Genomic DNA, 22,693 nt, shown 5'->3' on the forward strand with positions numbered 1-22,693 from the left:
CCGCAGGACATCCCCACCCCGGCTCCCCGATCGGGACGCCCCGAAGGAAGCCCCGTTCCTGTTCCTCCCATGGGACCACCACGCGGCATGTCCCGTTCCGGTTCCTCCAATGCGACGAATCCCGCTGCGGTTCCCCGGTGGAACCCGTCCGCCGATGCCCCCATCCCCCGGGTTACTCCAGGGCGGTGTTGAAGCGGGTGCGGAGGTCCTGGAGGCGTGAGACGGGTTCGTTGCTGTAGACGAGGCGGACATATCGCCTGGCGACCGACTCGCCCCATGCCGTCATCGGGGTGGCGGCGATCCGGCCGCGTTCCAGCAGCCGAGCCGACAGGTCCGGCGCCGTCAGGCTCATGGCCTCGGCGTCCACCAGGCACGACCAGCCACCCCCGGCCCGCACCACCGGCAGCCCGTCGAGCTGGCTGATCACCATGTCGTGCCGGGCCTGGTACTCCGCGACCGCCTCAGGCACGCCCCCACCGGCCGGGTCGGTGAGTGCGGCGGCGGCGCCGTGCTGGTGGAAACCGCTGGCCACGGTGGTGTTGTAGATCACCGCCACCATGATCCGGGACATGATGTCGGGCGGCCCGGCGATCCAGCCGATACGCCAGCCGATCATGCGGTATTCCTTCGACACCGAGCCGATGATGATCGTGCGTTCGGCGAGGCCGTCCACCTGGCAGGGGTTGATGCGGGGGTGGCCGTCGTAGACGATGCGTTCCATCGCGGCGTCGTAGATCAGGTACGCACCGGTGCGCTCGCACGCCTCGGCCACCGCGCGCCAGTCGTCCAGGTCGAGGACGACGCCCGCCGGCATCGACGGGCTCATGAGCAGGAACGCGGCGGCTGAGCGCACCCGGCCGAGTGCTTCACGGTCCAGCCGCCAGTAGCCGCCGGACACGCGCAACGGCACCAGGTCGGGCCGCGCGCCGGACAGGCGTACCCGCTGGAGCAGGCCCGCGTACGTCGGGTCGGTGAGCACGACCGGGTCGCCGGGCTCGGTGGTGGCCAGCAGCACGGGCATGACCGCCGAGGTGCCGCCCGAGGTGATGACGACCTGGCGCAGCGGGTCGTAGTCGTGGCCGGTACGCGTCTTCAGGTCGGCGGCGACCGCCTGGCACAACGCGGGCAGGCCGGTGAACGGCAGCCAGCTGTTGCCGGTCCCCTCGGCGAGCGAGCGGACGGTGGCCTCGACGGCGACTCGCGGGGGCGGGACGTCGGTGTCGAGGTTCTCCATGCGCAGGACGTCGGGGTCGGCGCCGGCCGCGGCGGCGACCCTGTCGATGTCGAACGGCTGGACGTGGGCGAAGCGAGAGTTCGGCCGCATGGGGGGACACCTCCGGTTGTTCCGTATACGGAACGCGCTGAGCTTCCACCGTCCTATCGGCATGCCGGGCTGTCAAGACACCAGAAGACCGTCAAGACGCGAAAAGGTGGCCCGCCGGACTCACGGGCCACCCCACGAAGGCCGCCCCCAAGGGCGCACCGAGACTCAGGTGAGGGTGCGGTCGGCGGGGCCGTCGTAGTTGTCCGGGCCCTGCATCGACAGGTCCAGCGGCTGCACCATGTCCGAGTTGCTCGACGCGCGCCACCCCTTCTCCCGCGTCATCTCCTCGATCGAGTGCGCGCACAGCGACAACGACCTGCACACGATGAACAGCGCCTTGAGCTGCAGCGGCTCGTAGCCCATGTCCAGCCCGATGCAGCCCATCGCGCCTGGCCCGTTGATCCAGACGCGGCGGCCGAAGACGTCCTCGGTGGCGTCCTCCATGGCCCGGGCGATCCTGACGTACCTGCCGGTGACGCCGAGCTGGTCCGACAGTTCCATCAGCCGCACCGTGCGCGGGTCGCGGATGTGCTGGGCGTGGTGGAATCCGGGCATGCGCTCGCGCCGTTCGCGCATCTCGGCCACGATCTTGGCGGCGGCCTCCTCGTCGGTGAGCCCGTCACGCTCGGCCCGCCGCCCCACGCCGATGAACATCTCGGCCGGACGGTCGGCGGTGCCGTGCAGACGTCCGATGCCGGCCACGCCCGCCGCGACGGCCGAGTTGAGCTCGGCCCCGCCGGAGGTGGCGAAGCGGACGGTGGCCGACGAAGGCGACATGGCGTGCTCAGCCATGTTCACCATGATCGCGTCGGTCATCCTGCCGACCTCGGGCGTCGGGAGCTCACCCTTGAGCACCAGGTGGAAGTGCTCGGCGAAGGAGATGTTGCCGGTCAGCTCGTTGACGTCGTAGCCGCGGACGACGATGCGGTCCTTGTTCTTCCACGCGATCGCCGTCTCCCACGCGAACGGCTTCTTCTCGGTGCTGGTCAACTCGGTGCTGGTCAACGGGGTTTCCTTTCAGGGAAGTACACGCACGCCGGGTCGATCTCCTCGCGGAGCAGGCGGAGCTCCTCCGGTTCCGGCGGCACGACGGTGTCCAACGAGTCGCGAAATTTCGGGGTGAAGCCGGTGTTCTCCAGCACGGCGTCCACGGTCGCCCCCGGCATCAGCGCCGTGACGGTGAGAGCCGAGTCCTCGGCCTCCATCACGCACAGGTCGGTGATGACCTTGACGCGCAACGGCCCGAGTCCGGCCTTGGCCCGCTCCCCCGGCCCGCCCAGGAACCCCGGGCTGGTGATGTAGTCACATCGGTCAGGAAAGCGCCGTTTTTCGTGATTTGTCAGGATCACGACCTGCGCGCAATGACTGGCGATGTCGTTCGCCCCGCCGCTGCCCGGCAACCGCACCTGCGACCCGTCGGACCTGGGCACCCAGGTGGAGTTGATGTTGGCGTACTCGTCCACCTGGGCCCCGCCGAGGAACCCGGTCCTGACGAGTCCGCGCTGCACCAGCCCGCCCAGCGCCTCGAACAGCGACCCGTGCCTGGCCGCGCCGTGCATCAGCCGCGGATCGACCACGGACACCGGCGTCGGCACGACCTTGGGGAACATCACGCCCGACTCGATGACCAGCTTGGCCTCGGGCGCGTGGGTCTTCTGCGCCAGCGTCGCGGCCAGCAGCGGCAGCCCGGTGCCGACGATGACCAGGTCACCGTCGCGGATCTGCCGCGCGCCCTCCACCACCAGCAGCTCGCGCGGAAGCGCGCCCTCGACCACCGGCAGTTCACGCGGAAGCGCGCCGTCCGCGCTCATACCAGTCTCCCCATCCGCTCGACCAGCCCGTCGCGCAGCAGCCCTGAGGCGTCGCGGGCCTTGAGGTAGTCGTCGAACGACGCGCCCAGGTTCGCGCCGATCCATTCGCGCAGCGCCTCGTCGCCGCTGCGGCCCAGCGCCTGGTATTCCTTGATCTCCGACTCGGCGAAGTCGTACTCGCGGTAGACGGAGGTCGGGAACGCGCCGAACGGCTGCTCGACCACCGCGCTCACGTACGCCTCGGGGATCGTGACCTGCTCGGGCCGGTCGGCGAACGCCCCGGCGGGCAGCACCTCCTCGGCGGACACGATCGTGACCTTGGCGGCCCTGACCATGTCCACCTCGTGGGAGGTAACCCCCTCGATCACGATATTTCCGGAGGTGTCGGCTCGGTTGGCGTGAATGACCGCCACGTCCGGCGTCATCGACCGCAGCAGCACCACCGGCTTCCCGGCCCACGGGTCGGCGGACACCACCGCCACCCCGGCCGAGACCAGGTCGTCCAGCAGGTCGGTGCCCAGCAGGCTGCGCGTCGGCAGGAACGGCACCCCGATCGCGCCGGCCGCGAACCGCGTGGCCATCGCCAGGTGCGAGTGGTCGCCCACGCTGACCTCGCCCCGCTCGACGGCCCGCCGCCAGGCGAACAGCGTGCCGTAGCGTTCGAGGTTCCCGGTGCCCTGCTCGGTCCGCGCCACCAGCCCGGACGCCACCAGCATGTCCAGCGGCAGCGACAGGTTGCAGCCGACCACGGTCAGCCCGCCGATGCCCTGCCTGATCACCTCGTGGACCAGCGCCATCGGGCAGCGGTTGATGTTCTGCCCGCCCATGCCGACGACCGCGCCCGGGGTGACGTACCGGGTGACGGCCTCGGCGGCGGTCAGTAGCTTATGCACGCCGACCGCCACTCGGTGTAGAAGTCCCAGACCTGCGGCGAACACTCGGGCGGGCCGAACTGCGACAGCTTGGCGCCCATGTGCGGCAGGTGCGCGTAGGCGCCCACGCCCGGCCGGTTGACGTGCAGCATGCCCGCCTCGAACCGGTCGAGCGCCTCGAAGATGGTGGCCGGGTCCTGGGTGAAGATGGTGCCGCTCATGCCGTACTTGACGGAGTTCGAGATGCGCATGGCGTCGTCGAAGCCGTCGCAGTCGACCACGGACAGCACCGGGCCGAAGATCTCCTCCTGGGCGATCTCGCTGTCCCACGGCACGTCGCTCAGCACGGTCGGCTGGACGTAGCAGCCCTCGGGCACGCCTTCGAGGTGCCGTTCGCCGCCGATGGCGACCTTGGCGCCGGACTCCTGGGCCGCCTTGACCGCGTCCAGGCAGGCTCGCATGCGGGCCTCGTTCACGACGGGGCCGATGGTGGCGTCCTCGGTCAGGCCGTTGCCCACCTTGAGCCTGCCCACCTCGGCGACCAGGCGCGCCAGGAACTCGTCCTTGACCGCGCGGTCGACGATCACCCGCGAGGTGGCGCTGCAGCGCTGGCCCGACTGGCCGAACGCGCCGAACACGGTGGCCTTGACCGCCTTGTCCAGGTCGGCGTCGGCGAGCACCAGCACGGCGTTCTTGCCGCCGAGCTCGAGCTGCGTGCGCAGCAGCCGCGGCGCGCCGGCCTGGTGGATGGACAGGCCCACGGGCAGCGAGCCGGTGAAGCTGATCCCGGCCACGCGCGGGTGCGAGACCAGCGCCTCGCCCGCCGCGATGTCGCCCTGCACCAGGTTGAGCACCCCGGCCGGGACGCCCGCGTCCACGAACGCCTCCACCAGCAGCGCCGAGGTCAGCGGCGTGAACGGCGACGGCTTGAGCACCGCGCCGCAGCCGGCCAGCAGCGCCGGGGCCACCTTCCACATCGGGATGGCCAGCGGGAAGTTCCACGGCGTGACCAGCCCGACCACGCCGATCGGCGCGCGGAAGGTGTAGGAGAACGTGCGGGGCTCCTCGGCGGGCAGCGTCTCGCCCTTGAGCCTGCGGCCCTCGCCCGCGGTGAAGTCGAGGATGGCCAGCGCGCGCTTGACCTCGCCGCGCGCCTCCTTGATCAGCTTGCCCTGCTCGCGGGTGATCGCCTGGGCGAAGTCCTCGGCCCGCTCCTCGATGAGGCGCTCGGCGGCCCGCAGATACTCGGCACGCTTGATCGGCCCGAGCGCCTTCCACTCCGGCATCGCCGCGGCCGCGGCCTCGACGGCCAGCTCCACGTCCGCTCCACCGGACTCGGCGAAGTCCCCGATGTGGTCGGAGAGGTCGCCGGGGTTGATGTTCGGCCGGGTCTGCCCGCTCTCGGGGGCACGCCATTCGCCGCCGATGTGATTGAGCAGGTAGCGACTCGGGATCGGCGCCATCGGGTTCCTTTCCGGTCAGGTTCCAGTACGGCAAAGCCTCATTGGCCGGGACGTTCCGGACAAGGGGGATAAGGCCGATGCCCTCGATAGACAGGCGCTATACGGCTCTGCCTATGGCGGCGATAGACAAATGGCTGGTTGGCCACGCCGGACCCCTGCACTAGACATGCCGGAAACGGCCTGCTCACCGCGGCCGGCGAGTTCACCTCGAATTCACCGGCCCGCTACACCCCCGTGGAGCCTTAGTCGGATTTCAATATCCGACATAAGTCAGCGTTCGGTGCGAAAACTCCCAGAAGGGTCTATAGATGACTAAGCACCGCATAGGGATCGCCGTGGCCGCGTCGTCCCTGCTCGTCCTCACCGCGTGCGGCAGCCAGGCCGGCGCCGCGGGTGACTACGACTGGAAGGCCGCACCGGACACCAGCAAGATCGCCGAACAGGGCAAGAACCTGCCCACGTACGGACTCGCACCCGACTGGGCGAACTACGGCGAGGTCGTCAAGGCCTTCTGCGCCAAGCACCAGGGCACCTGCGCCCACGAGGACACCGACATGTCCTCCTCGGAGGAGATCGTCAAGTTCGACGCCGAGAAGGACAACCCGATCGGCACCGCCAGCGACATCGGCCTCATGTGGGGCCCGATCGCCGAGGCCAAGGGCGTGGTGCCCGAGTACCTGCCGCCGTCGGCGGGCAAGCTCAAGGACTGGCAGAAGGGCAAGGGCGGCTGGGTCGCCACGTTCGTCGGCGCGCCGGCCTTCGTGGTGAACACCGACAAGGTCACCAACCCGCCCAAGAGCTGGCAGGACCTGCTCAAGCCCGAGTACAAGGGCATGATCGCCATCAAGGCGCCCACGTCGTCCGGCACCGGCCAGGCCATGGTGGTCGCCGCCGCGGTGGCCAACGGCGGCTCGGTCGACGACCTCGCCCCCGCCTACGACTTCTTCAAGAAGCTCAAGACGGCCGGCAACCTCAGCCAGGCCAAGATGAGCGAGGAGATGCTGGAGAAGGGCGAGGCCCCGATCCAGATCAACTACGACTTCAACGGATTGGCCCAGAAGGCCGCGCTGAAGGCGAAGAACGTCAACGTCGAGGTGATCATCCCCTCGGACGGCTCGATCTGGGCCCCCTCCGGCCTGATGATCAACAAGTACAACAGCGCCAAGGGCGACTTCCTCAAGGGCTTCCTCGAGTACGTGCTCACCGACGAGGCCCAGACCCTGTTCGCCAAGTTCGGCGCCCGGCCCATCCGCGCGCTGAACGGCGACCTCCAACTCCCCGCCGAGGCCAAGGCGAACTGGCTGCCCGAGGAGTCGTACGCCGCGGTCAAGGAGATCGAGATCACCAAGATCAACCCTGAGCAGATCGTCGCCGACTGGGAGGCGAAGGTTCTCGCGTGACGCCTCAGGCACCGGAACCCGTGACGGCGGGGGGAACCATCTCCCCGCCGTCCCCGGCTCCTCCCCCAGGACGAGAAACACCCACCCCAGAGGTAACGAACACCTCCCCAGTGAAAAGGACCTCCGCCCTGGGCAGGTTTTTCCTCCACTGGGGACCGGCACTGCCGTTGCTGCTGTTCACACTCGCGATGCTGGTGCTCCCGGCGTTCCAGCTCGTGCACGACACGTTCGCGCTGCCCGGCGGCGGCTACGGCTTCGAGCACATCGTCAAGGTCGCCGAGAACCCGGTGGACCGCCAGGCCATCGCCGGGTCGCTGGCGCTCGGGTTCGTGCAGGCCACGCTGGCCACCGCGATCGGCGCGCCGACGGCCTGGCTGATCAGCCGGATGCGGCTGGGCGGCCGGGCGTTCTGGCTGTCACTGATGAACGTGGCCGCCAACTTCGCCGGCATCGGCCTGGCCTTCGGATTCGTCGCGCTGATCGGCTCGACCGGCATGCTCACGCTCATGCTCAAGGGGCTGTTCGGCATCGAGGACAACCCGTTCCCCTCCACCGGCTCATTCAACGGCATGAACCTGGTCTACCTGTACTTCAACATCCCGATGTTCGTGCTGCTCACACTGCCCGCGCTGAGCGTGCTCAAGGACGACTGGCAGGAGGCCGCCGCGGTCTGCCACGCCACCCGGTGGCAGTTCTGGCGTCACGTCGGCATCCCGGTGTTGTCGCCGTTCGTGGTGGCGGGCTGGTTGCTGGTCTTCACCTGGACGATCGGCGTGTACGCGGTCGCCTACGCGGTGGCCTCGTCCCCCGACGCGATGAGGCTGATCACCCTGCAGATCGGCACCACGCTGGAGTCGTCGGTGTTCGGCCTGGGCCGGGCGGCGGTGTTGTCGGTGCTGCTGATGCTCCTGGCCGTCGGCGCGACCGTGCTGTACCGGCTCTCGCTCAAGCGCGCGGCGAGGTGGCTGTGACCAGACGCGTCCTGCTCGCCCTGCTGGCCGTCTACTTCGGCCTGCCGCTGCTCGCCTCGCTGCTGTACGCGCTCGCCACCCGCTGGACCGACACCCCGCTGCCCGACGGCTACACCCTCGAACATTGGGCCAAGCTGGTCACCGACGCGGACGTGGCCTCGGCGCTGGTGCGCTCGCTGGTGTTGTCCGCGGTGGTCGTGGCGATCGAGATCGTGCTGGTCGTGCCGGCCGCGTACTGGGCGGTGGTGCGCAACCCGCGCATCGGCTCGATCGTGCAGACGATCGCGGTGATCCCGTTCGCCATCCCGTGGGTGGTCGTGGGCGCCGGCATCCAGCTCGTCACCAAGCAGGTGGCGCCGCAGCTGTTCGGCACGTTCTGGCTGCTGGCGGCCTCGACGGCGGCGATCTCGTTCCCGTTCATGTACCGCGCGGTGGAGAGCTCGCTGCTGGCCGCGGGCGCGGTGCGGCTCAGCGAGGCCGCGGCCACCTGCGGCGCGAACCCGCTGCAGACGCTGGTCAAGGTGATCCTCCCGGCCATCCGCGGCGGCGTCGTGTCCGGGTCGCTGCTGGTCATCGCCACCGCCATGAACGAGTTCGCGCTGGCCAAGATCCTGGTCGGGGTCAGCTACGAGACGCTGCCGCTCTGGTCGGCCAGGCAGTTCGTCTCCCGCACGCTCGGCGACCCGAACGCGCTCGCCGTCGTCACCGTCTTCACCTTCGGCCTGCTGTTCGCGCTGTCCGCGCTGGTCGTGTGGCTCGGCCGCGGCCGGGTCAGCGCGTCCATGGCCAACACCGCTCCGGTCCAGAAGGGCACCACGTCATGAGCCATGTCGTACTCGATCGCATCACCAAGCGCTACGCCGGGCACACCGCGCTGAACGGCGTCAGCGTCAGCGTGGCGCAGGGCGAGATGCTGGCCCTGCTCGGCCCGTCCGGCTGCGGCAAGACCACGTTGCTGCGCTGCATCGCCGGGCTGACCGAGTTCGACGGCGGCCGGCTGACCATCGGCGGCGCGGACATGACCGGCGTACCGGTGCGCAAGCGGCCGATCGGGATGGTCTTCCAGTCGTACGCGCTGTTCCCGAACCTCACCGTACGCGGCAACATCGCCTTCCCGCTGACCGTGCGCAAGACCCCCAAGGACGAGATCAGGTCCCGCGTGGACGAGATGCTCGACCTGGTCGGCCTGGAACAGCTCGGCGACCGGCTGCCGAACCAGCTCTCCGGCGGCCAGCAGCAACGCGTCGCGCTGGCCCGCGCGCTCTCGCCGCGCCCGGAGGTGCTGCTGCTCGACGAGCCGCTGTCCGCCCTGGACGCCCAGGTACGCCACCGCCTGCGCGACGAGGTACGCCGCATCCAGCACCAGATCGGCATCACCACCGTCTTCGTCACCCACGACCAGGCCGAGGCGCTGGCGATCTCCGACCGGGTGGCGGTGATGAACGCCGGCGACATCGAGCAGTGCGCTCCGCCGTCCGAGATCTACACCGCGCCGTCGACCAGGTTCGCCGCCGGGTTCGTGGGCAACCGCAACACCCTGGAACTCCAGGCGGTCGGCGGCCGGGTCACCGCGGGCGGCGCGTTCGACGTGGCGGCCCCGGCCGAGCGGGTGCTGGCCATGTTCCGCCCGGAGGACGTGGAACTGTCCGCGGACGGCGCCGGCGCGAAGGCCGTGGTGGACGTCACCGTGTTCCTCGGCGCGACCACCCGGGTCTACGCCAAGGCCGGCGAATCGGTCATCTTCGCCGACCTGCCGTCGCGGGCCGCCGCCGGTCTGTCACCCGGCGACGAGGTACGCCTGCGCGTGGCCGCCGACCACGTCCAGGTCTTCCCGGCCTGAGCTCAGAGCCCGGAGCGCACGGAGGCGTACACGAACGCGACCGGCACCAGGCCGGCCAGCCCGAGCGCCGTCAGCACCCGCCGCCTCCTGGTCGCGCCCGGCCCGGTGACGTACGCGGCCACCGCCCCGGCCACGGCGAAGGCCAGCCCGGCGGTCACCGCGTGAGCGGCCCGGGCGGTCCAGGACGGCAGCGCCTGCCCGGCCACCGCGAACGCCACCAGCGCCCCGGCCGCCACCAGGGCCGCCCACCGGCCGGGACGCACGTCCACCCGGTCGAGCACGGGCGCGGCCCCGGCCAGCAGCACCAGCGTGACCGCCGCCAGCGCCCCGACCGACGGCACCAGGCACCCCCAGTCGGCGCAGCCCGCCGCCGACCACACCAGCCGGACGGTGGCCCACCACAACACACCCAATGCCGCGTAAACGGCAGCCGCTCGCCCCATTCGCCGCGCCATGCGGCAATGATCCCACCAGCTCAGGGCCCCTGCGCCGCCCGCTCCTCGTCGGCGGCGGCCTCGGCGGCCCGGCCGAGCGCGCGCAGCGCCACCGCCCGGTTGGCGTGGAGATCGGGCTGGGGGTCGAGCTCGATGGCCCTGGTCAGGTCCGCCACCGCACCCTCCACGTCGCCGACGGTGAAGCGGAGCACGCCCCGGTTGCCCCAGGCCGCGGCCAGCCCGGGCGCGTAGTCGACGGCCAGGTCGAGTGCCCGCCGCGCCTCGGCGTGGTTGCCCGCCGCCGTGTCGAGCTGACCCAGGATCGCCAGCAGGTACGGCGAGCCGGGCGCCAGCGCCAGCCCGGCCGTGACGTCGGCCCTGGCCTCCTCGTCCCGTTCCAGCGCGGCCAGCAGCCCGGCCCGGTTGATGTAGGCGTCCAGGTAGGCCGGATCCAGCTCGATCACGTGCCCCAGGTCGGCCAGCGCGCCGTCGACGTCCCCGCGCACCGTGCGCAGCTCCGACCGGTTGTAGTACGCCTCGGGCAGCGGCGGGCCCACCCGCAGGGCCCGCTCGTAGTCGGCCAGCGCGTCGTCGTGCCGGCCCAGCCGGTAGTGCAGATTGCCGCGTTCCAGGTAGTAGTCGGGGAACAGCGGATCGATCGCGATGGCCGCCGCGTAGTCGTCCAGCGCCTCCTTGGTGCGGCCGAGCGCGGCCAGGAGCTGGCCGCGGTTGGCCAGCAGCACCATCCGGTGCAGCGGATGCCTGTCGCCGAGCTCCGCGGCCAGTTCCATGGCCGACTCGACCAGGCCGAGCGCCGCCATGGGGTCGCCTTCGCGTAACTCGACCAGGGCCAGGCCGTTGCGGTCGAATCCGAGCTTGAAGGCACGTTCCAACGGATCGGGCAGCAGGGTGGAGATGGCGATGGCCGCGTTGAGCCAGCCGCGGGCCCGGCCCAGGTCGCGCTGGGCGGGGTCGGAGTGGCGGGCGTCGAGCATCGCGGTGCCGTACGCGCTGGCGGCGTGCACCACGGGGTCCTGGCTGGAGCGGCGGGCCAGGTGCCACAGCGCGCGGGCCTCGCGCCCGCGGCCCAGCGCGCCCAGCGCGGTCGCGGTGCGCTGGGCGAAGCGCCACCACAGCGCGCCGCCCGGCTCGGTGCTCGCCAGGCCCTGCTCGCCCAGCTCGATCGTGGCGTGCAGGAAGCCCTCGCTCATGCAGCGGTCGACGGCCGCCCACAACTCCTCGGGGGTACGCGTCTCGGGCGGCGGCTCCGGGCCGTCGGAGTAGAGCCTGACGGCCAGGACGTCCGCCGGGATCCGGCGCATCAGCACGGTCAGGAACTCGGTGTCGGTGGGGTCGGCGGCGGCGGCGTTGCACACGGCCAGCGTGCCGCCCGGTTCCACGGCCGCCCGGACGAACTCCGCCAGCCCGTTGGCGAGCCGGAGCGTCCGCCGGGGCGCGGGCACCAGGATGCGTTCGTCCTCGCTCAGCGACGCCGAGATCCCGGCCCGCCGGGCGGTCACCAGTTTCGCCAGGTCGGGCGCGGCCGCCAGGATCTCGATGTCGTGCGCCGCGACCAGGTCGGCGGCGTGGTCGAGCACCTGGGGGACCAGCCGGCGCAGCAGCGTGGCGGCCACGGTGTAGGGGCCGTGCGGTCGCCGATGCCCGTCGATCATCGGCATCAGCAGCCGCACGGCCCCCCAATGGGCAGGTGGTTCGCCCAGGACTCTGAGGTGGGACCTCTCCTCAGTCACCCCTTGTGAATGACGCTGGAGGTCCCGGCGAGCCTTGCGGTACCAGGCTTGCGGACGACGATGCGCTTCATGATGTACCTCTCCACGTGGGGTTTAATTCTCCATTATTAGGACACCCCAGCGAATAGCAAGATTTATGGTGAATAAGTGAGTGACTATTGGAGAGATACTTCTTGATATTCGGTTGAGGTATGTGGCCAATTAGGAGCGAAACCAGCGGGGCAAAGTCGATCGTTTCGTCCGTCCGGATTCCTCCATCAGCGCACACAGGCAGCGTCCCAGCAGCGTGACGGACTGGCAGCAGCCCGGCCCCGGCAGGTTCTTGGCCCGGACGATCCGCGTCGCGCGCTCGATCAGGCGCTCCAGGCTCGGCTCCCGATCTCCCTTGTGCCCGTTCCACGGGCAGCCGTCCGCGTTCTCGCACGCGGTCTTCGCGATGAACGGCGTCGCCTTCCCGTCGGGCTTGAGCGGATCGACCCGCTTGACCCGCAGATCGGCCAGCACCCCGGCGGCCCTGCGCGAGATGGCCAGCAGATCCCGGTTCGGCGACGTCTCGCGCGGCGGCGAGGCGCCCCCGCTCGGCACGGCCAGCAGCATCGCGGCGCCCATCAGCCCGCCGCCCACCACCATGCTCCAGCCCACCTGCTCGTGGAACCAGATCACCGCGATGGCCGCCACCCACACCGGCTGCGTGGACATCAGCACCGCGCTGGGCACCGCGGGCACGTGCGCCTGACCGTACGAGCGGGCCAGGAAGCCCAGCGCGCACGAGACGACCGCCAGATGCGCCAGCACCGCCCAGTCGGGCAGCACGGCCGGCAGCATGAACCCGTCGCGGGCGGCCACCACCCCGGTCAGCACCCCGATGGTGAGCAGCTGGATCACGGTCAGCGCGTACGCGTCGAACCGCATACCCTGCCTGGACAGCCGCGCCAACATGAGCGTGTGCCCCGAGTACAGGGCCGCGGCCGAGAGCGTCACCCCGAGCGCGAGCAGCGAGATCTCCTCGTCCTCCACCCCGCGCATCAGCGTGAACGCGGTCATGCCGGCCAGCGCCAGCACCACGCCCACCCACACCCGGGGTGGCACGCGGATCCGGTAGAGCACCAGCGCCAGGATCGGCGTGATCACGACGCTGCACCCGACCGCGAACCCCGACACCGCCGACGGCAGGCTGTCGAGTGCCACGGCCTGGGCGCTCTGCCCGATCCCGAACATGACACCCAGCAGCACCCCGTTGATCCACGTCGACCGCGGCAGCCCCCGAAGGCATCGCGGCCGGATGAGGAACAGCGTCACCGCGGCGAGTGTGTAGCGCTCGGCGAGCAGATCGTCGACAGGTAAGCGCAGGATGAGATCTTTCATCAGCGGGAACGCCGACCCCCAAGCGGCGCTGACGAACAACAGAAGCACGGCTCCCATGAGGGGTCGGGGAGCGGGCACGACTGCCATGACAGGAAGCATGCCACTACTATTCGCAGCCGACGGTGTACAGCCAGCAGCCGGTGATGCTCCTCTTCCACTCGGAGTGAAGAGCCTCACCCGCAGGTCTGTACATCCCTATCCGAGCAGGTCCGGTGAGACGCTGAGTGCCCGAGACGTCACACCTGGCACAGCACTAACGGGACCCGCGCCGGCAACCGGAAACCGGCGCGACCCGCGCCATCTACCCACCCAAACCTGAAAATGCCTCACGTCCCACCCCGATAGCCCAGTCCGCGCACGAAGGCCGACGGGGGCGGGCCAGGACCGTACCGCCGCCCGAACGCCTTCCCCTCCCTGGACGCCCTGAGAGCGGCTGACGCGATGAAGTGAGACGCCGCCGACAGATGGGCGCGCAGGCGAGCTTGAGGAAGGCCTCATGGGTACCGGCGCGAGCTTCCCAGCGGATGCGCAAGCGACGGAAGGGGCGCGGAAGGCAAAGGCTCGCGCCGCGGTGTGCCGGGGGCCGGAGCTGTGCTCACGGCCGGCAACACTGGCTGACGGCGTTCCGGTTGGCGCCGGTCGGGATGAGTGCCAGGGGAAGCCGGTGGCATCGGTGATCAGATGGGGCCTGCTGCAGGCCCGTCGGCGATCGACCGGAACGGGCCGGTCTGCGCCGCGGGATCACCGCCCGCGGCTGAACCGAGAACAACGCCGGGATGCCCGCTTTGCGCGCAGCCCGATGGCGCGGGACCCGTCCGGTGTGCGGCTCTCAGGCGTTCGCCGCCATAGCAACTCGGCGGGTCAGAGTTCGAGTACCGCCGAAGGGACCAGTCGTTTCTCGCCATAGATGACGACCAGTTCGCCCACCTGCCGCCGCGACAGCTCCCGCCACCCCTGCTGCTCGTACAGAGCCAGCGCCGCCTCCTGGTTGAGCGTGGTGTCGCCGCGCACGCTGTGGAATCCGAGTTCGACCGCGCGCGACTCCAGCGCCGAGAGCATGGCCGCGCCGTACCCGCGCCGCTGGAACGCCGGGTGCACCCGCAGCCGGCAGACCTCGGCCGTCTCGGTGTCGATGGGTTTCAGCCCGCCCATCGCGATCACCCGCGAGTCCAGCTCGCCCACCAGGAAGTCGCCCCCGCAGGCCAGGTAGATCTCCTGGATACGGGGGAAATCGTCGTCGTAGTAGACACCGTCGCCGGGCACGATGCCCACCTCCGCCAGGCAGACCTGGTGGAGCGCGAGGATGGTGTCGAGGTCAGACCAGCGATAGCGCCGGATCTTCAGTTTCATGCACCGCCAATCCCTTCCACGTCAACCGCCTTCGGGCGGCGCAGCACGGCGCGGTAGGCGTCCAGCCCGGGGTGGTTCGGATCGAGTTTCATGATCTGCTGTTCGAGCTGGAGTGCGGGTCTCATGATGAAGTCGGTGCGGAACTCCTCGCCGAGGAGCGACAGCGCCTTGGTGGCGATGTTCAGCGCCTCGCCGGGCTCGCCGTCGATGAGGCGGCACTGGGCCTGGTCCAGCCTGATCAGCGTCTGGTCGAGAATGTGGTCTTCGTACTTCTGCAGCGCCTGATCGAGTACGACCTCGGCGTCGATGGTCTGGCCGAGCTTGGTGAGCACGTCGCCCTGGTAGAAGTAGAGCTGTTTCTCGGTGTAGCCGAAGGCCAGGTCGTCCTGCTCGTGGTCCTTCAGGTTGGAGAAGGCGCTCCTGGCCTTGGCCAGGGCGCGCTTGGCCTGGTCGACGACCTCCTTCTTGCTGTCGGTCCCCGACAGCATGGCCAGCGCGCGCGCCTCGACGACCGGGGCCATGGCCTGCGCGGCACACGGGGTGGCGCCGGCCAGGTCGCGGCTCTTCTTGGCCAGGTTGAGCGCTTCGCGCGCGTCTCCGTAATAGAGGGGGACGAGCGATTCGCGTGCGGTGACCCAGGCACGCAGCGCGCGGTCGCCGGTTTCGTCGGCGGCGGTGCGCCCGGTGCGGAAGAAGGACCTGGCGAGCCGGTGGTCACCCAGATTGATCATGATCATGCCGCTCAGCCCGGACAACTGGGCGGCCATCCGGCACAGCCGTTCCTGGAGGTCGATCGGCTGACGACGGGACATGGCGGTGCGTACGGCGCTCAGTTCGAGCAGCACGTCGCACAGCAACCGGAGCGGCGGAGTGGTGGCGTACTGGCGCCCGAAGGCGATCGTCGCCTCCTCCCACTGGTCGAGCATCGCGGCCGACACGGTGGCGGAGACGAGCGTCTCGTCCATCCGGCGCCTAATGCCCTCGCTGGCGCCGAGGATGGGCGCGTCCAGCTTGTTCGCCGTGCCCGAGTCCTTGTTCAGCAGATTTAACAGGGTCCGCCGGAGCACGTTCTCGTCCTCCTGGACCTCCGGCTCGGGGATGTTGGGTGAGAGCTTGAGCTCGTGGTCGTACGGGCAGCCGCCGATCGGGTACTCGCCCTGCGTGACGACGGTCACCCGGTGGCCGCGGCCGCAGATGCACGGGCCGTCGAAGCCGAGCGCGGCCGGCTCCACCCGGTACACGATGCACAGGTAGTGCAGGTATTCGGGGCCCGGCCGTTTCAGCCCGCTCTCGTACGCCGACAACAGCGTCTCGCCGATGCCCGGCACGGCCTTGCTGTCATGATCGAACAGGGCTCTCACCTGTTCGATCACGTCGGCCAGAGCGATCCCGTGGGCAAGGCGGTGTGCCTTGATGCGAGTCGTGTTGAACTGCGGTGTGCACGCCTCGTGGATCTCTTCGGCTATCTGAGCGGAGCTGCGCCCGGTGGCCAGGCCCTGAGCCCGGATCTTCCGGGCTATCTCCGTTTCCCTGTGCTGTCTGCCGGACATTCCGGCCCCTCTCAGACACGTCTCGACCGGTCTGCAACTAGTGACTCAGAGTAGCCGTCAAGTTGCTGTGCGCCTACCCATGACTATGAACCATTGACGGCCGCTTGCAAACGCGCTCTTCAAGCCTACGGTTAAGGATCGTCCTCCCGAGGACTGTTTCTTACAACCCATGAGTGAGAAGCGACTCCCTGTGAGCATGCACCCCTCGTTGCGCCCCGCGCCGACATGAGTCATCTTGGGCCAACCAGCAGCGATTCTTAGGGAGGACGAAAGGTGGGGGACGACAACTTCGGGCACTTGCAACGCCTGGTATCCGAACTCGGCGCTCGCGGGATGCTCGCACGAGTGGTCCAGACCCAGAGCGGACGGATGTTCGTACGGGTGATCAACCCGCAGGCGACGAGTCTGTCCGAGAACGTCACCTGTCGGCCGACAGCAGCCTCTGATCTGCCGGACTGGTGGTACTGCTGGTCCTGGGGAGAGCGGATGCACACCGCCGACGACCCGGCTGGTGCGGCGACGAAGGTCGCACGCGTGCTCGCCGCGGTGGGAGAGTGACCTCGCGGTGAACCGGGTGGAGCGCAGCCACCGCGGCTCACCGCGACCCACGGCGGCCTCGCGGGGCCGGCGGGGTGATTGGTGCGGAGGGGTTTCTGTAGCCAGAACCCCTGGTCACCCCGCCGGTTCCCTTTTCACGACCGGTGCGGCTTCCCGCGCTTTTCGTACAGCACTGAACGCGGCCCGCACGGCGCATCGGGTACGGCTCCAGGAGCCGTACCCGCCACAGACCGCTCGCCGGCGAGTCCGGCGGGTGCAGGGGGAAATCCCCCCGGAAACGGCACGGGACATGCTTCCGGGTGTGTGTCCCGTACCGAGCCGTCCGTCATCGGAGCGTCAGGTCTCTCCCTCCGCGGCCCAGAGCCCTGGCGACCCCGTCTTCCCCGGCGTGATGTGACGGCGGCCGGTTCGGTCGGCGGTATTTTGGAGCGATATCAATCCAAAAGACCACCGACCGAACCGCTTCCGGAGGGGGATCCGCCCAGTGTTCCTGCTGGCGTCATCGTCGAACTCACCTGGGCTGCCCAGTCCCGACCAAGTGAGCCAGGAGCTGTCGAAGATCTGCAGCGACGACACGCTGATCTGCTCCACGCTCGCCGGCTGGTTCAAAAACGCGACCTGGGCCCCCTGGGCGGCCAGTCTGATCACCATCATCCTGATCCTGGTTCTCGCGTTCGCCCTGCGTAAGATCGCCCATCGGCTGATCACCAGGATCGTGAACCGCGCCGCCACCGGCGGCTCGCTCACCTCCAGGTTCCGCAAGGGCGCCGCGACCGACGGCATCGACGCCCTCCTGCACGAGCGCCGCAAGCAGCGCGCGGAGACCATGGGCTCGGTGCTCAAGCACGTCGCCTCCATCGTCATCCTCGGCACCGCGGTGCTGACCGTGCTCGACCGGCTGACGATTCCCATCGCGCCGCTGCTGACCAGCGTCGGCATCCTCGGCGTGGCCATCGGCTTCGGCGCCCAGGAACTCGTCAAGGACTTCATCGCGGGCATGTTCATGCTGCTCGAGGACCAGTACGGCGTCGGCGACGTGATCGACGCGGGCGCGGCCGTGGGCACGGTCGAGGCGGTTACTCTCCGTATAACTCGGCTGCGTGACGTGGACGGCCGGGTCTGGTACGTGCGCAACGGCACGATCACCAGGGTCGGCAACGAGTCGCAGGGCTGGTCGCGGGCCTATCTCGACGTCCCGGTCGCCTACGACGCCGACATCGCGGCCGTCCGCACCGTGCTGCAGCAGGTCGCCGAGGACCTGTGGGAGGACACCGAGCTGCGGGAGAGCGTGATCGTGGAGAAGCCGGACGTGTTCGGCGTCGAGCAGCTGTCCGACAGCAGGCTGGTGTTCCGCATCACGGTCAAGACGCTGCCGGCCAAGCAGGCCGAAGTGGCCCGCGAGCTGCGGCTGCGGGTCAAGTCCGCGCTCGACGCCGCGGGCATCGCACTGGTGGCCGCCGCGTAGAGCGCGCGTAGACCGCACGGACCACGTAGATCGCCACCTGCCGGGGGCCGCGTCAGCCGGCCCCCGGTAGGCTGTGCAGGTGACTGAGACCTCCTTCTACGACGCCGTCGGGGGCGAGGAGACCTTCCGGCGCCTCGTGCACCGCTTCTACGAGGGGGTCGCGGAAGACCCGTTGCTACGCCCGCTCTACCCCGAGGAAGACCTCACCGGGGCGGAAGACCGGCTGCGGGGTTTCCTGATCCAATACTGGGGCGGCCCCAACACCTACAGCCAGGAACGCGGCCATCCGCGGCTGCGCATGCGGCACGTGCCGTTCACGATCGGCGAGCCGGAGCGCGACGCCTGGCTGCGGCACATGCGTGACGCGGTCGACTCGCTCGATCTGCCGGAGGAACATGCCACCCGGCTCTGGGACTATCTCGTCTACGCGGCCCACAGCCTGGTGAACTCACCCACATAACGGGCATGACACGCCACATGGAAATCCCCTGGTGGCGTGATGCCGTCGTCTACGAGATCTACGTTCGCAGCTTCGCCGACGCCTCAGGAGACGGCGTCGGCGATCTGGTCGGTGTGCGCGAGCGTCTGCCGTACTTGCGGCGGCTGGGCGTCGACGCCGTCTGGCTGACGCCGTTCTACCCCTCCCCCATGGCCGACGGCGGATACGACGTGGCCGACTACCGCGGCGTCGATCCGCTGTTCGGCACGCTGGCCGACTTCGAGACGCTCATCCACGACGCGCACCAGCACGGGCTCAAGGTGCTGGTCGACATCGTGCCGAACCACTCGTCCTCGGCTCATCCCTGGTTCCAGGAGGCGTTGCGCGGGGAGCGCCGGGACCGCTACATGTTCGCCGACCAGCCGAACAACTGGCAGTCCACCTTCAGCGGCCCGGCCTGGACCCAGGTGCCCGACGGCCAGTGGTACCTGCACCTGTTCGCCCCGGAGCAGCCCGACTTCAACTGGCGCAACCCGGAGGTGCACCAGGAGTTCCTGGACATCCTGAAGTTCTGGCTGGACCGGGGCGTCGACGGCTTCCGCATCGACGTGGCGATGGGCCTGTACAAGGCGGAGGGGCTGCCCGACGTCAAGGATCAGTCGTTCAAGGCGGCCTCGCCGGTCTGGGGGCAGCCCGAGGTGCACGAGGTCTACCGCAACTGGCGCAAGCTGCTCGACACCTACCCGGGCCGGCGCATGGCGGTCGGCGAGGTGTGGACCGACAGCAGCGCCGACCTCGCGCTCTACGTCCGTCCGGACGAGCTGCACCAGAGCTTCAACTTCGCCTGGCTGCAGGCGCCGTGGTCGCCGACGGCGTTCAAGAAGGTCATCGACGAAACGCTGGCCACCGTGCCGTTCGCCACCTGGGTGCTGTCCAACCACGACGTCGTACGCCACCGCACCCGCTACGAGGTCTCCGACCCGGGAACGGGACTGATGCGGGCGAAAGCCGCGCTGCTCGCCATGCTGGCGCTGCCCGGGTCGGCCTATCTCTACCAGGGTGAGGAACTCGGGCTCCCCGAGGTCACGGATCTTCCGCCGGAGGCCAGGCAGGACCCGGTCTTCTTCCAGTCCGAGGGCAAGCTGCCCGGGCGTGACGGGTGCCGGGTGCCGCTGCCCTGGTCGTCCGAGGGAGATTCGCTGGGGTTCTCCCCCGACGGGGTTCGGCCGTGGCTGCCGCAGCCCGAGGAGTTCGCGGCGCTCAGCGTGGCGAGCCAGGACGGCCATCCCGGCTCGACCCTGGAGTTCTACCGCCAGGCGCTGGCCTGCCGCAGGGAACTGGCAGGAGTGATTCCTTACACCCTGGAGTGGCTGGATTCCCCCGAGGGTGCGCTTTTCTTCGCGCGCGGGTCGCTGATCTGCGCCATCAACTGCGGGACCGAGGCGGTACGGCTGCCCGCGCACGACAACGTGCTGCTGGCCAGCGGACCGCTCACGGACGGGCTGCTGCCGCCGGACTCGGCGGTCTGGCTGCACGCGGGTTGACCTGGAACCGGCACGGGCGGGCGTGCCCCCTTGAGAGCACGCCCGCCCGGCCTACCCGTCGTCTCCTGTCCTGCCGTTGGTGTCGGGCCCGCTCGTCCTGCCGTTGGCGTTGCGCTCGCCGCGTAACGGCAGGACGGGCAGCGAGATCACCGCGCAGGCCAGCCCCACCCCGAACGCCGCCGCGAACCCCGACTGCGTGATCAGCACCCCGGCCACCGGCGTCGTCACCAGCGCGACGACGTTCTGGATCGTGTTGTGCGTCCCGAGCACCCGCCCGGCCCAGCCCGGACCGGCCAGCTCCCCGGCCGCCAGGTAGGCCAGCCCGTTGCCTGCCACCGTCATCACCGAGGCCAGGGCGAGCATCGCGGGGCCGAGCGTGGTCCGCGAGAGCGTGCCCGCCACCAGCAGCGCCAGGACCGCCAGCGTGCCGAACGTGAGCAGCCACAGCGGCCGCATCCGCAGCCCGGTACGGTCCGACCAGCGGCCGACCGCGATTCTGACCGCCGCTCCGCCGATGGCCGCCACCCCGAACAGTTGCCCGGCCGCCACGCTGTCCCAGCCGTAGACGCGTACCAGGCAGGTGACGCCGTACGTGAGGACCACCACCTGCGGCACCTGGTGCAGCGCGCTGGTGGCGTGCACCCGCCACAACCGCGGCTGCCGGTACGGCGAGCCCGCGAGCGCCGCGCCGCCACCGCGGACCGCGTGCGGCGGCTCGGCCAGGAACGACGCGGCCAGCACCGCGGCGGCCAGACTGACCCCCGCGCAGACCGCCAGCACGCCGGGAATGCCGTACGCCCGCGAGACCGGCGGCAACGCGAACGCCCCGATCGCCATGCCCAGCGTGTAGGACACCTGGCGCAGGCCCATGGCGACGCCGCGCTCTGGCGGCTGGAACCAGCCGAGCACGATGCGTCCGCCGCCCACCATCGCCGCCGAGCCCGCCGCGCCGGCCAGGGCGAGCAGCACGACCACCACCCACGCCGAGCCGGGCCCCAGCCAGGAGCCGGCCAGGGCGACCGCGCCGAACAGCACGGCCGCCGCTCCGACGCCCGCACCCAGCACCAGCCGTTCGCCGTGCCTGTCGGCCAGCGCGCCCCAGGCCACCAGTGCGAACAGGACTCCGATGCCCGGCGCGTTCGCCATGATTCCCGCCACCGGCAGCGGGACCTGGAAGTATCGCTCGATGTCCGGCATGACGAGGGGTAAGCCGAACAGCCCCAAGGTGACGCTGGCGTGCGCGTTGACGCCCAACGCGAGCATCCACCACCGTCTCACGAACACCCCGCCCGGCGATCCAGCCAGCGAGCCGATCGACGGTCCAGCCGGGGCTTCACCGGGCGACCCAGCGGGCCGGCCACGGCGGCTCAGTCCTCGGCGGTGAAGCGTTCGAGGTAGGCGAGTTCGTCCTGCCTGAGCCGGCGCGGCGCGCCCCGCTCCACGTCGTAGGCGACGATCACCGACTTCGCCGTGACGTACAGGTCCTGGTCGTCACGGATCTCGTACGCCACCGTGAACCGCACCGGACGGATCTCCGTCACCCAGGTCTCCACCCGGACCGGCTCGGCCCGGAACCCGAGCGGCCGGCGGTAGTCGATCTCGTGATGCGACACGACCATGTCCTTGAACGGCTCCTCCCCCGCCTTGTACGGGTCGACGTGGAGCATCGCGAAACGGGCGTCCTCCAGATAGTCGAAGAAGCGGACGTTGTTCACATGTCCTAGGGAGTCGATGTCCGCGAATCGCACCATTCGCAGGAAGACGTGCCGTTGCGCCAGGGATCGTTCAACCACGCCGCAACGCTACCGGCCCCGGCCGCGCGGCCGAGCACCGGGACCGCCCGGGGTCAGCCCTCCTCCAGCACCCGGAGCGGGTCGAGGCGGCGGATCAGCTTCATCGCGGCCTCGACGACCTCCGTCGCCTCGTCCTCGGTGTCGGACGTGGCGACCTCCCGCGCCGCCTCGCCGATCACGCTGGTCAGCGCCGCGACCGTGAACCGGTCGAGCGGGTCGGCCCCGGCGCCGAGCAGCACCGCGTTCTGCCGCACCCACTCCCGGCCCCTGGTACGCCTGATCAGCTCGAACCCCGGCGGCCCGTCGCCGTCCATGAACAGCCTGACCAGGTCACGCCGCTCCCACGCGCCCGCCAGGTACGCCCGCGCCCCGGCGATCAGCAGCTCGACCGGATCGTCCACGCCGGATTTCCTGGCGCTCGCCACGCTGGAGGAGGCCGCCTGCTCGTGGGCCGCCTGGTGGTCCTCGTACAGCGCCAGGAACAACTCGGTCTTGCCGCCGAAGTGGTGATAAAGGCTGCCGACGCTGGATCCGGCCCGGGCCACGACCTCCGAGACGTTCGAATCGGCGAAGCCGTGCTCGCTGAAGACCTCGCGGGCGGCTCTTAGCATGCTCTTGCGGGTCTGCGCCGTACGGCTCCACTCCCACGAGGTCTTCCGTGCCATACGGCCATCGTAACCGCCGGATTCTAGAATCTAATTCTAAAAGTGACGGCAAAACCTGTTGCCCGGCCGTCCGGTGGTCTGCTGTACTCCCTGCCGTC

At 69.9% G+C, this 22,693-nt stretch carries 21 protein-coding genes; 8 read left to right on the top strand and 13 right to left on the bottom strand.

The features are described from left to right. Nucleotides 1-172 precede the first annotated feature (172 nt). From HII36_RS34740 to HII36_RS34760, 5 genes are all read right to left on the bottom strand, one after another. A complete protein-coding gene (locus tag HII36_RS34740; protein WP_173527553.1) occupies nt 173-1,324 on the bottom strand; it encodes a pyridoxal phosphate-dependent aminotransferase in 1,152 nt (383 codons plus the stop codon). Nucleotides 1,325-1,489: 165 nt separating this feature from the next. After that, nucleotides 1,490-2,329 (bottom strand): citrate/2-methylcitrate synthase, encoded by an 840-nt coding sequence (locus tag HII36_RS34745; protein ID WP_217370346.1) that lies wholly within the window; start codon nt 2,327-2,329, stop codon nt 1,490-1,492. Continuing rightward, nucleotides 2,326-3,135 (bottom strand): CoA-transferase subunit beta, encoded by an 810-nt coding sequence (locus tag HII36_RS34750; protein WP_173527554.1) that lies wholly within the window; start codon nt 3,133-3,135, stop codon nt 2,326-2,328. The genes HII36_RS34745 and HII36_RS34750 overlap by 4 nt, the downstream gene beginning before the upstream one ends. Further along, nucleotides 3,132-4,028, bottom strand: a complete 897-nt coding sequence (locus tag HII36_RS34755) for a CoA transferase subunit A (RefSeq protein WP_217370347.1) — start codon at nt 4,026-4,028, stop codon at nt 3,132-3,134. The genes HII36_RS34750 and HII36_RS34755 overlap by 4 nt, the downstream gene beginning before the upstream one ends. Next, nucleotides 4,013-5,470, bottom strand: a complete 1,458-nt coding sequence (locus HII36_RS34760) for an aldehyde dehydrogenase family protein (RefSeq protein ID WP_173527556.1) — start codon at nt 5,468-5,470, stop codon at nt 4,013-4,015. The genes HII36_RS34755 and HII36_RS34760 overlap by 16 nt, the downstream gene beginning before the upstream one ends. A 308-nt stretch (nt 5,471-5,778) precedes the next feature. Between HII36_RS34760 and HII36_RS34765 the strand changes: the two genes are divergently transcribed. The 4 genes from HII36_RS34765 (at nt 5,779) to HII36_RS34780 (ending at nt 9,681) form a co-directional block, all read left to right on the top strand. Continuing rightward, a complete protein-coding gene (locus tag HII36_RS34765; RefSeq protein WP_173527557.1) occupies nt 5,779-6,870 on the top strand; it encodes an extracellular solute-binding protein in 1,092 nt (363 codons plus the stop codon). Between the two features lie 167 nt (nt 6,871-7,037). Next, complete coding sequence (locus HII36_RS34770) at nt 7,038-7,841, top strand: ABC transporter permease (RefSeq protein WP_173527558.1); 804 nt, start codon at nt 7,038-7,040, stop codon at nt 7,839-7,841. Next, on the top strand, nt 7,838-8,665 hold the full coding sequence (locus tag HII36_RS34775) for an ABC transporter permease (protein ID WP_173527559.1): 828 nt from the start codon (nt 7,838-7,840) through the stop codon (nt 8,663-8,665). The genes HII36_RS34770 and HII36_RS34775 overlap by 4 nt, the downstream gene beginning before the upstream one ends. Further along, nucleotides 8,662-9,681 (top strand): ABC transporter ATP-binding protein, encoded by a 1,020-nt coding sequence (locus HII36_RS34780; RefSeq protein ID WP_173527560.1) that lies wholly within the window; start codon nt 8,662-8,664, stop codon nt 9,679-9,681. The genes HII36_RS34775 and HII36_RS34780 overlap by 4 nt, the downstream gene beginning before the upstream one ends. Before the next feature lie 2 nt (nt 9,682-9,683). Here HII36_RS34780 and HII36_RS34785 read toward each other — a convergent pair whose 3' ends face one another. From HII36_RS34785 to HII36_RS34805, 5 genes are all read right to left on the bottom strand, one after another. Next, nucleotides 9,684-10,136, bottom strand: a complete 453-nt coding sequence (locus tag HII36_RS34785) for a hypothetical protein (RefSeq protein WP_173527561.1) — start codon at nt 10,134-10,136, stop codon at nt 9,684-9,686. A gap of 20 nt (nt 10,137-10,156) precedes the next feature. Further along, the gene (locus HII36_RS34790) at nt 10,157-11,806 is read right to left on the bottom strand and encodes a tetratricopeptide repeat protein (protein WP_328808015.1); all 1,650 of its coding nucleotides are present in this window, start codon (nt 11,804-11,806) and stop codon (nt 10,157-10,159) included. A 261-nt stretch (nt 11,807-12,067) separates the two neighbouring features. Continuing rightward, nucleotides 12,068-13,330, bottom strand: coding sequence for a DMT family transporter (locus HII36_RS34795; protein WP_328808016.1), 1,263 nt, complete (start codon nt 13,328-13,330; stop codon nt 12,068-12,070). 762 nt (nt 13,331-14,092) lie between these two features. Continuing rightward, complete coding sequence (locus tag HII36_RS34800) at nt 14,093-14,581, bottom strand: GNAT family N-acetyltransferase (RefSeq protein WP_173527563.1); 489 nt, start codon at nt 14,579-14,581, stop codon at nt 14,093-14,095. Further along, complete coding sequence (locus tag HII36_RS34805; protein ID WP_328808017.1) at nt 14,578-15,954, bottom strand: tetratricopeptide repeat protein; 1,377 nt, start codon at nt 15,952-15,954, stop codon at nt 14,578-14,580. Before HII36_RS34805 ends, HII36_RS34800 begins: the two co-directional genes overlap by 4 nt. 450 nt (nt 15,955-16,404) lie before the next feature. On the opposite strand from HII36_RS34805, the gene HII36_RS34810 reads away from it, so the two are divergent. From HII36_RS34810 to HII36_RS34825, 4 genes are all read left to right on the top strand, one after another. Next, nucleotides 16,405-16,689 carry a hypothetical protein gene (locus tag HII36_RS34810; RefSeq protein ID WP_173527565.1) on the top strand — a complete coding sequence of 95 codons (285 nt, stop codon included), beginning with the start codon at nt 16,405-16,407 and terminating at the stop codon, nt 16,687-16,689. A 538-nt stretch (nt 16,690-17,227) separates the two neighbouring features. After that, nucleotides 17,228-18,154 carry a mechanosensitive ion channel family protein gene (locus tag HII36_RS34815; RefSeq protein ID WP_328808018.1) on the top strand — a complete coding sequence of 309 codons (927 nt, stop codon included), beginning with the start codon at nt 17,228-17,230 and terminating at the stop codon, nt 18,152-18,154. Between the two features lie 79 nt (nt 18,155-18,233). Further along, on the top strand, nt 18,234-18,614 hold the full coding sequence (locus tag HII36_RS34820) for a globin (protein ID WP_173527566.1): 381 nt from the start codon (nt 18,234-18,236) through the stop codon (nt 18,612-18,614). A 17-nt stretch (nt 18,615-18,631) separates the two neighbouring features. Further along, nucleotides 18,632-20,137: a glycoside hydrolase family 13 protein gene (locus HII36_RS34825; protein WP_173527567.1), complete on the top strand. Its 1,506-nt coding sequence runs from the start codon at nt 18,632-18,634 to the stop codon at nt 20,135-20,137. Between the two features lie 51 nt (nt 20,138-20,188). Here the strand turns inward: HII36_RS34825 and HII36_RS34830 are convergent, their stop codons facing one another. The 3 genes from HII36_RS34830 to HII36_RS34840 all read right to left on the bottom strand — a co-directional run bounded on the left by HII36_RS34830 (nt 20,189) and on the right by HII36_RS34840 (nt 22,595). Continuing rightward, the gene (locus HII36_RS34830) at nt 20,189-21,400 is read right to left on the bottom strand and encodes an MFS transporter (protein WP_173527568.1); all 1,212 of its coding nucleotides are present in this window, start codon (nt 21,398-21,400) and stop codon (nt 20,189-20,191) included. A gap of 104 nt (nt 21,401-21,504) precedes the next feature. Further along, the gene (locus HII36_RS34835; RefSeq protein ID WP_328808019.1) at nt 21,505-21,930 is read right to left on the bottom strand and encodes an acyl-CoA thioesterase; all 426 of its coding nucleotides are present in this window, start codon (nt 21,928-21,930) and stop codon (nt 21,505-21,507) included. A 53-nt stretch (nt 21,931-21,983) separates the two neighbouring features. Continuing rightward, complete coding sequence (locus tag HII36_RS34840; protein WP_173527569.1) at nt 21,984-22,595, bottom strand: TetR/AcrR family transcriptional regulator; 612 nt, start codon at nt 22,593-22,595, stop codon at nt 21,984-21,986. Nucleotides 22,596-22,693 lie beyond the last annotated feature (98 nt).

Origin of the sequence: Nonomuraea antri, assembly GCF_013283785.1 — a bacterium.
GTDB classification, from domain to species: Bacteria; Actinomycetota; Actinomycetes; order Streptosporangiales; family Streptosporangiaceae; genus Nonomuraea; species Nonomuraea antri.

What these genes read in the sequence shown, in the direction of transcription:
- HII36_RS34840 (WP_173527569.1), bottom strand. Translation starts at nt 22,595, where the DNA reads ATGGCACGGAAGACCTCGTGGGAGTGGAGCCGTACGGCGCAGACCCGC.
- HII36_RS34740 (WP_173527553.1), bottom strand. Translation starts at nt 1,324, where the DNA reads ATGCGGCCGAACTCTCGCTTCGCCCACGTCCAGCCGTTCGACATCGAC.
- HII36_RS34780 (WP_173527560.1), top strand. Translation starts at nt 8,662, where the DNA reads ATGAGCCATGTCGTACTCGATCGCATCACCAAGCGCTACGCCGGGCAC.
- HII36_RS34760 (WP_173527556.1), bottom strand. Translation starts at nt 5,470, where the DNA reads ATGGCGCCGATCCCGAGTCGCTACCTGCTCAATCACATCGGCGGCGAA.
- HII36_RS34765 (WP_173527557.1), top strand. Translation starts at nt 5,779, where the DNA reads ATGACTAAGCACCGCATAGGGATCGCCGTGGCCGCGTCGTCCCTGCTC.
- HII36_RS34830 (WP_173527568.1), bottom strand. Translation starts at nt 21,400, where the DNA reads ATGCTCGCGTTGGGCGTCAACGCGCACGCCAGCGTCACCTTGGGGCTG.
- HII36_RS34800 (WP_173527563.1), bottom strand. Translation starts at nt 14,581, where the DNA reads ATGAAACTGAAGATCCGGCGCTATCGCTGGTCTGACCTCGACACCATC.
- HII36_RS34795 (WP_328808016.1), bottom strand. Translation starts at nt 13,330, where the DNA reads ATGCTTCCTGTCATGGCAGTCGTGCCCGCTCCCCGACCCCTCATGGGA.
- HII36_RS34785 (WP_173527561.1), bottom strand. Translation starts at nt 10,136, where the DNA reads ATGGCGCGGCGAATGGGGCGAGCGGCTGCCGTTTACGCGGCATTGGGT.
- HII36_RS34825 (WP_173527567.1), top strand. Translation starts at nt 18,632, where the DNA reads ATGGAAATCCCCTGGTGGCGTGATGCCGTCGTCTACGAGATCTACGTT.
- HII36_RS34750 (WP_173527554.1), bottom strand. Translation starts at nt 3,135, where the DNA reads ATGAGCGCGGACGGCGCGCTTCCGCGTGAACTGCCGGTGGTCGAGGGC.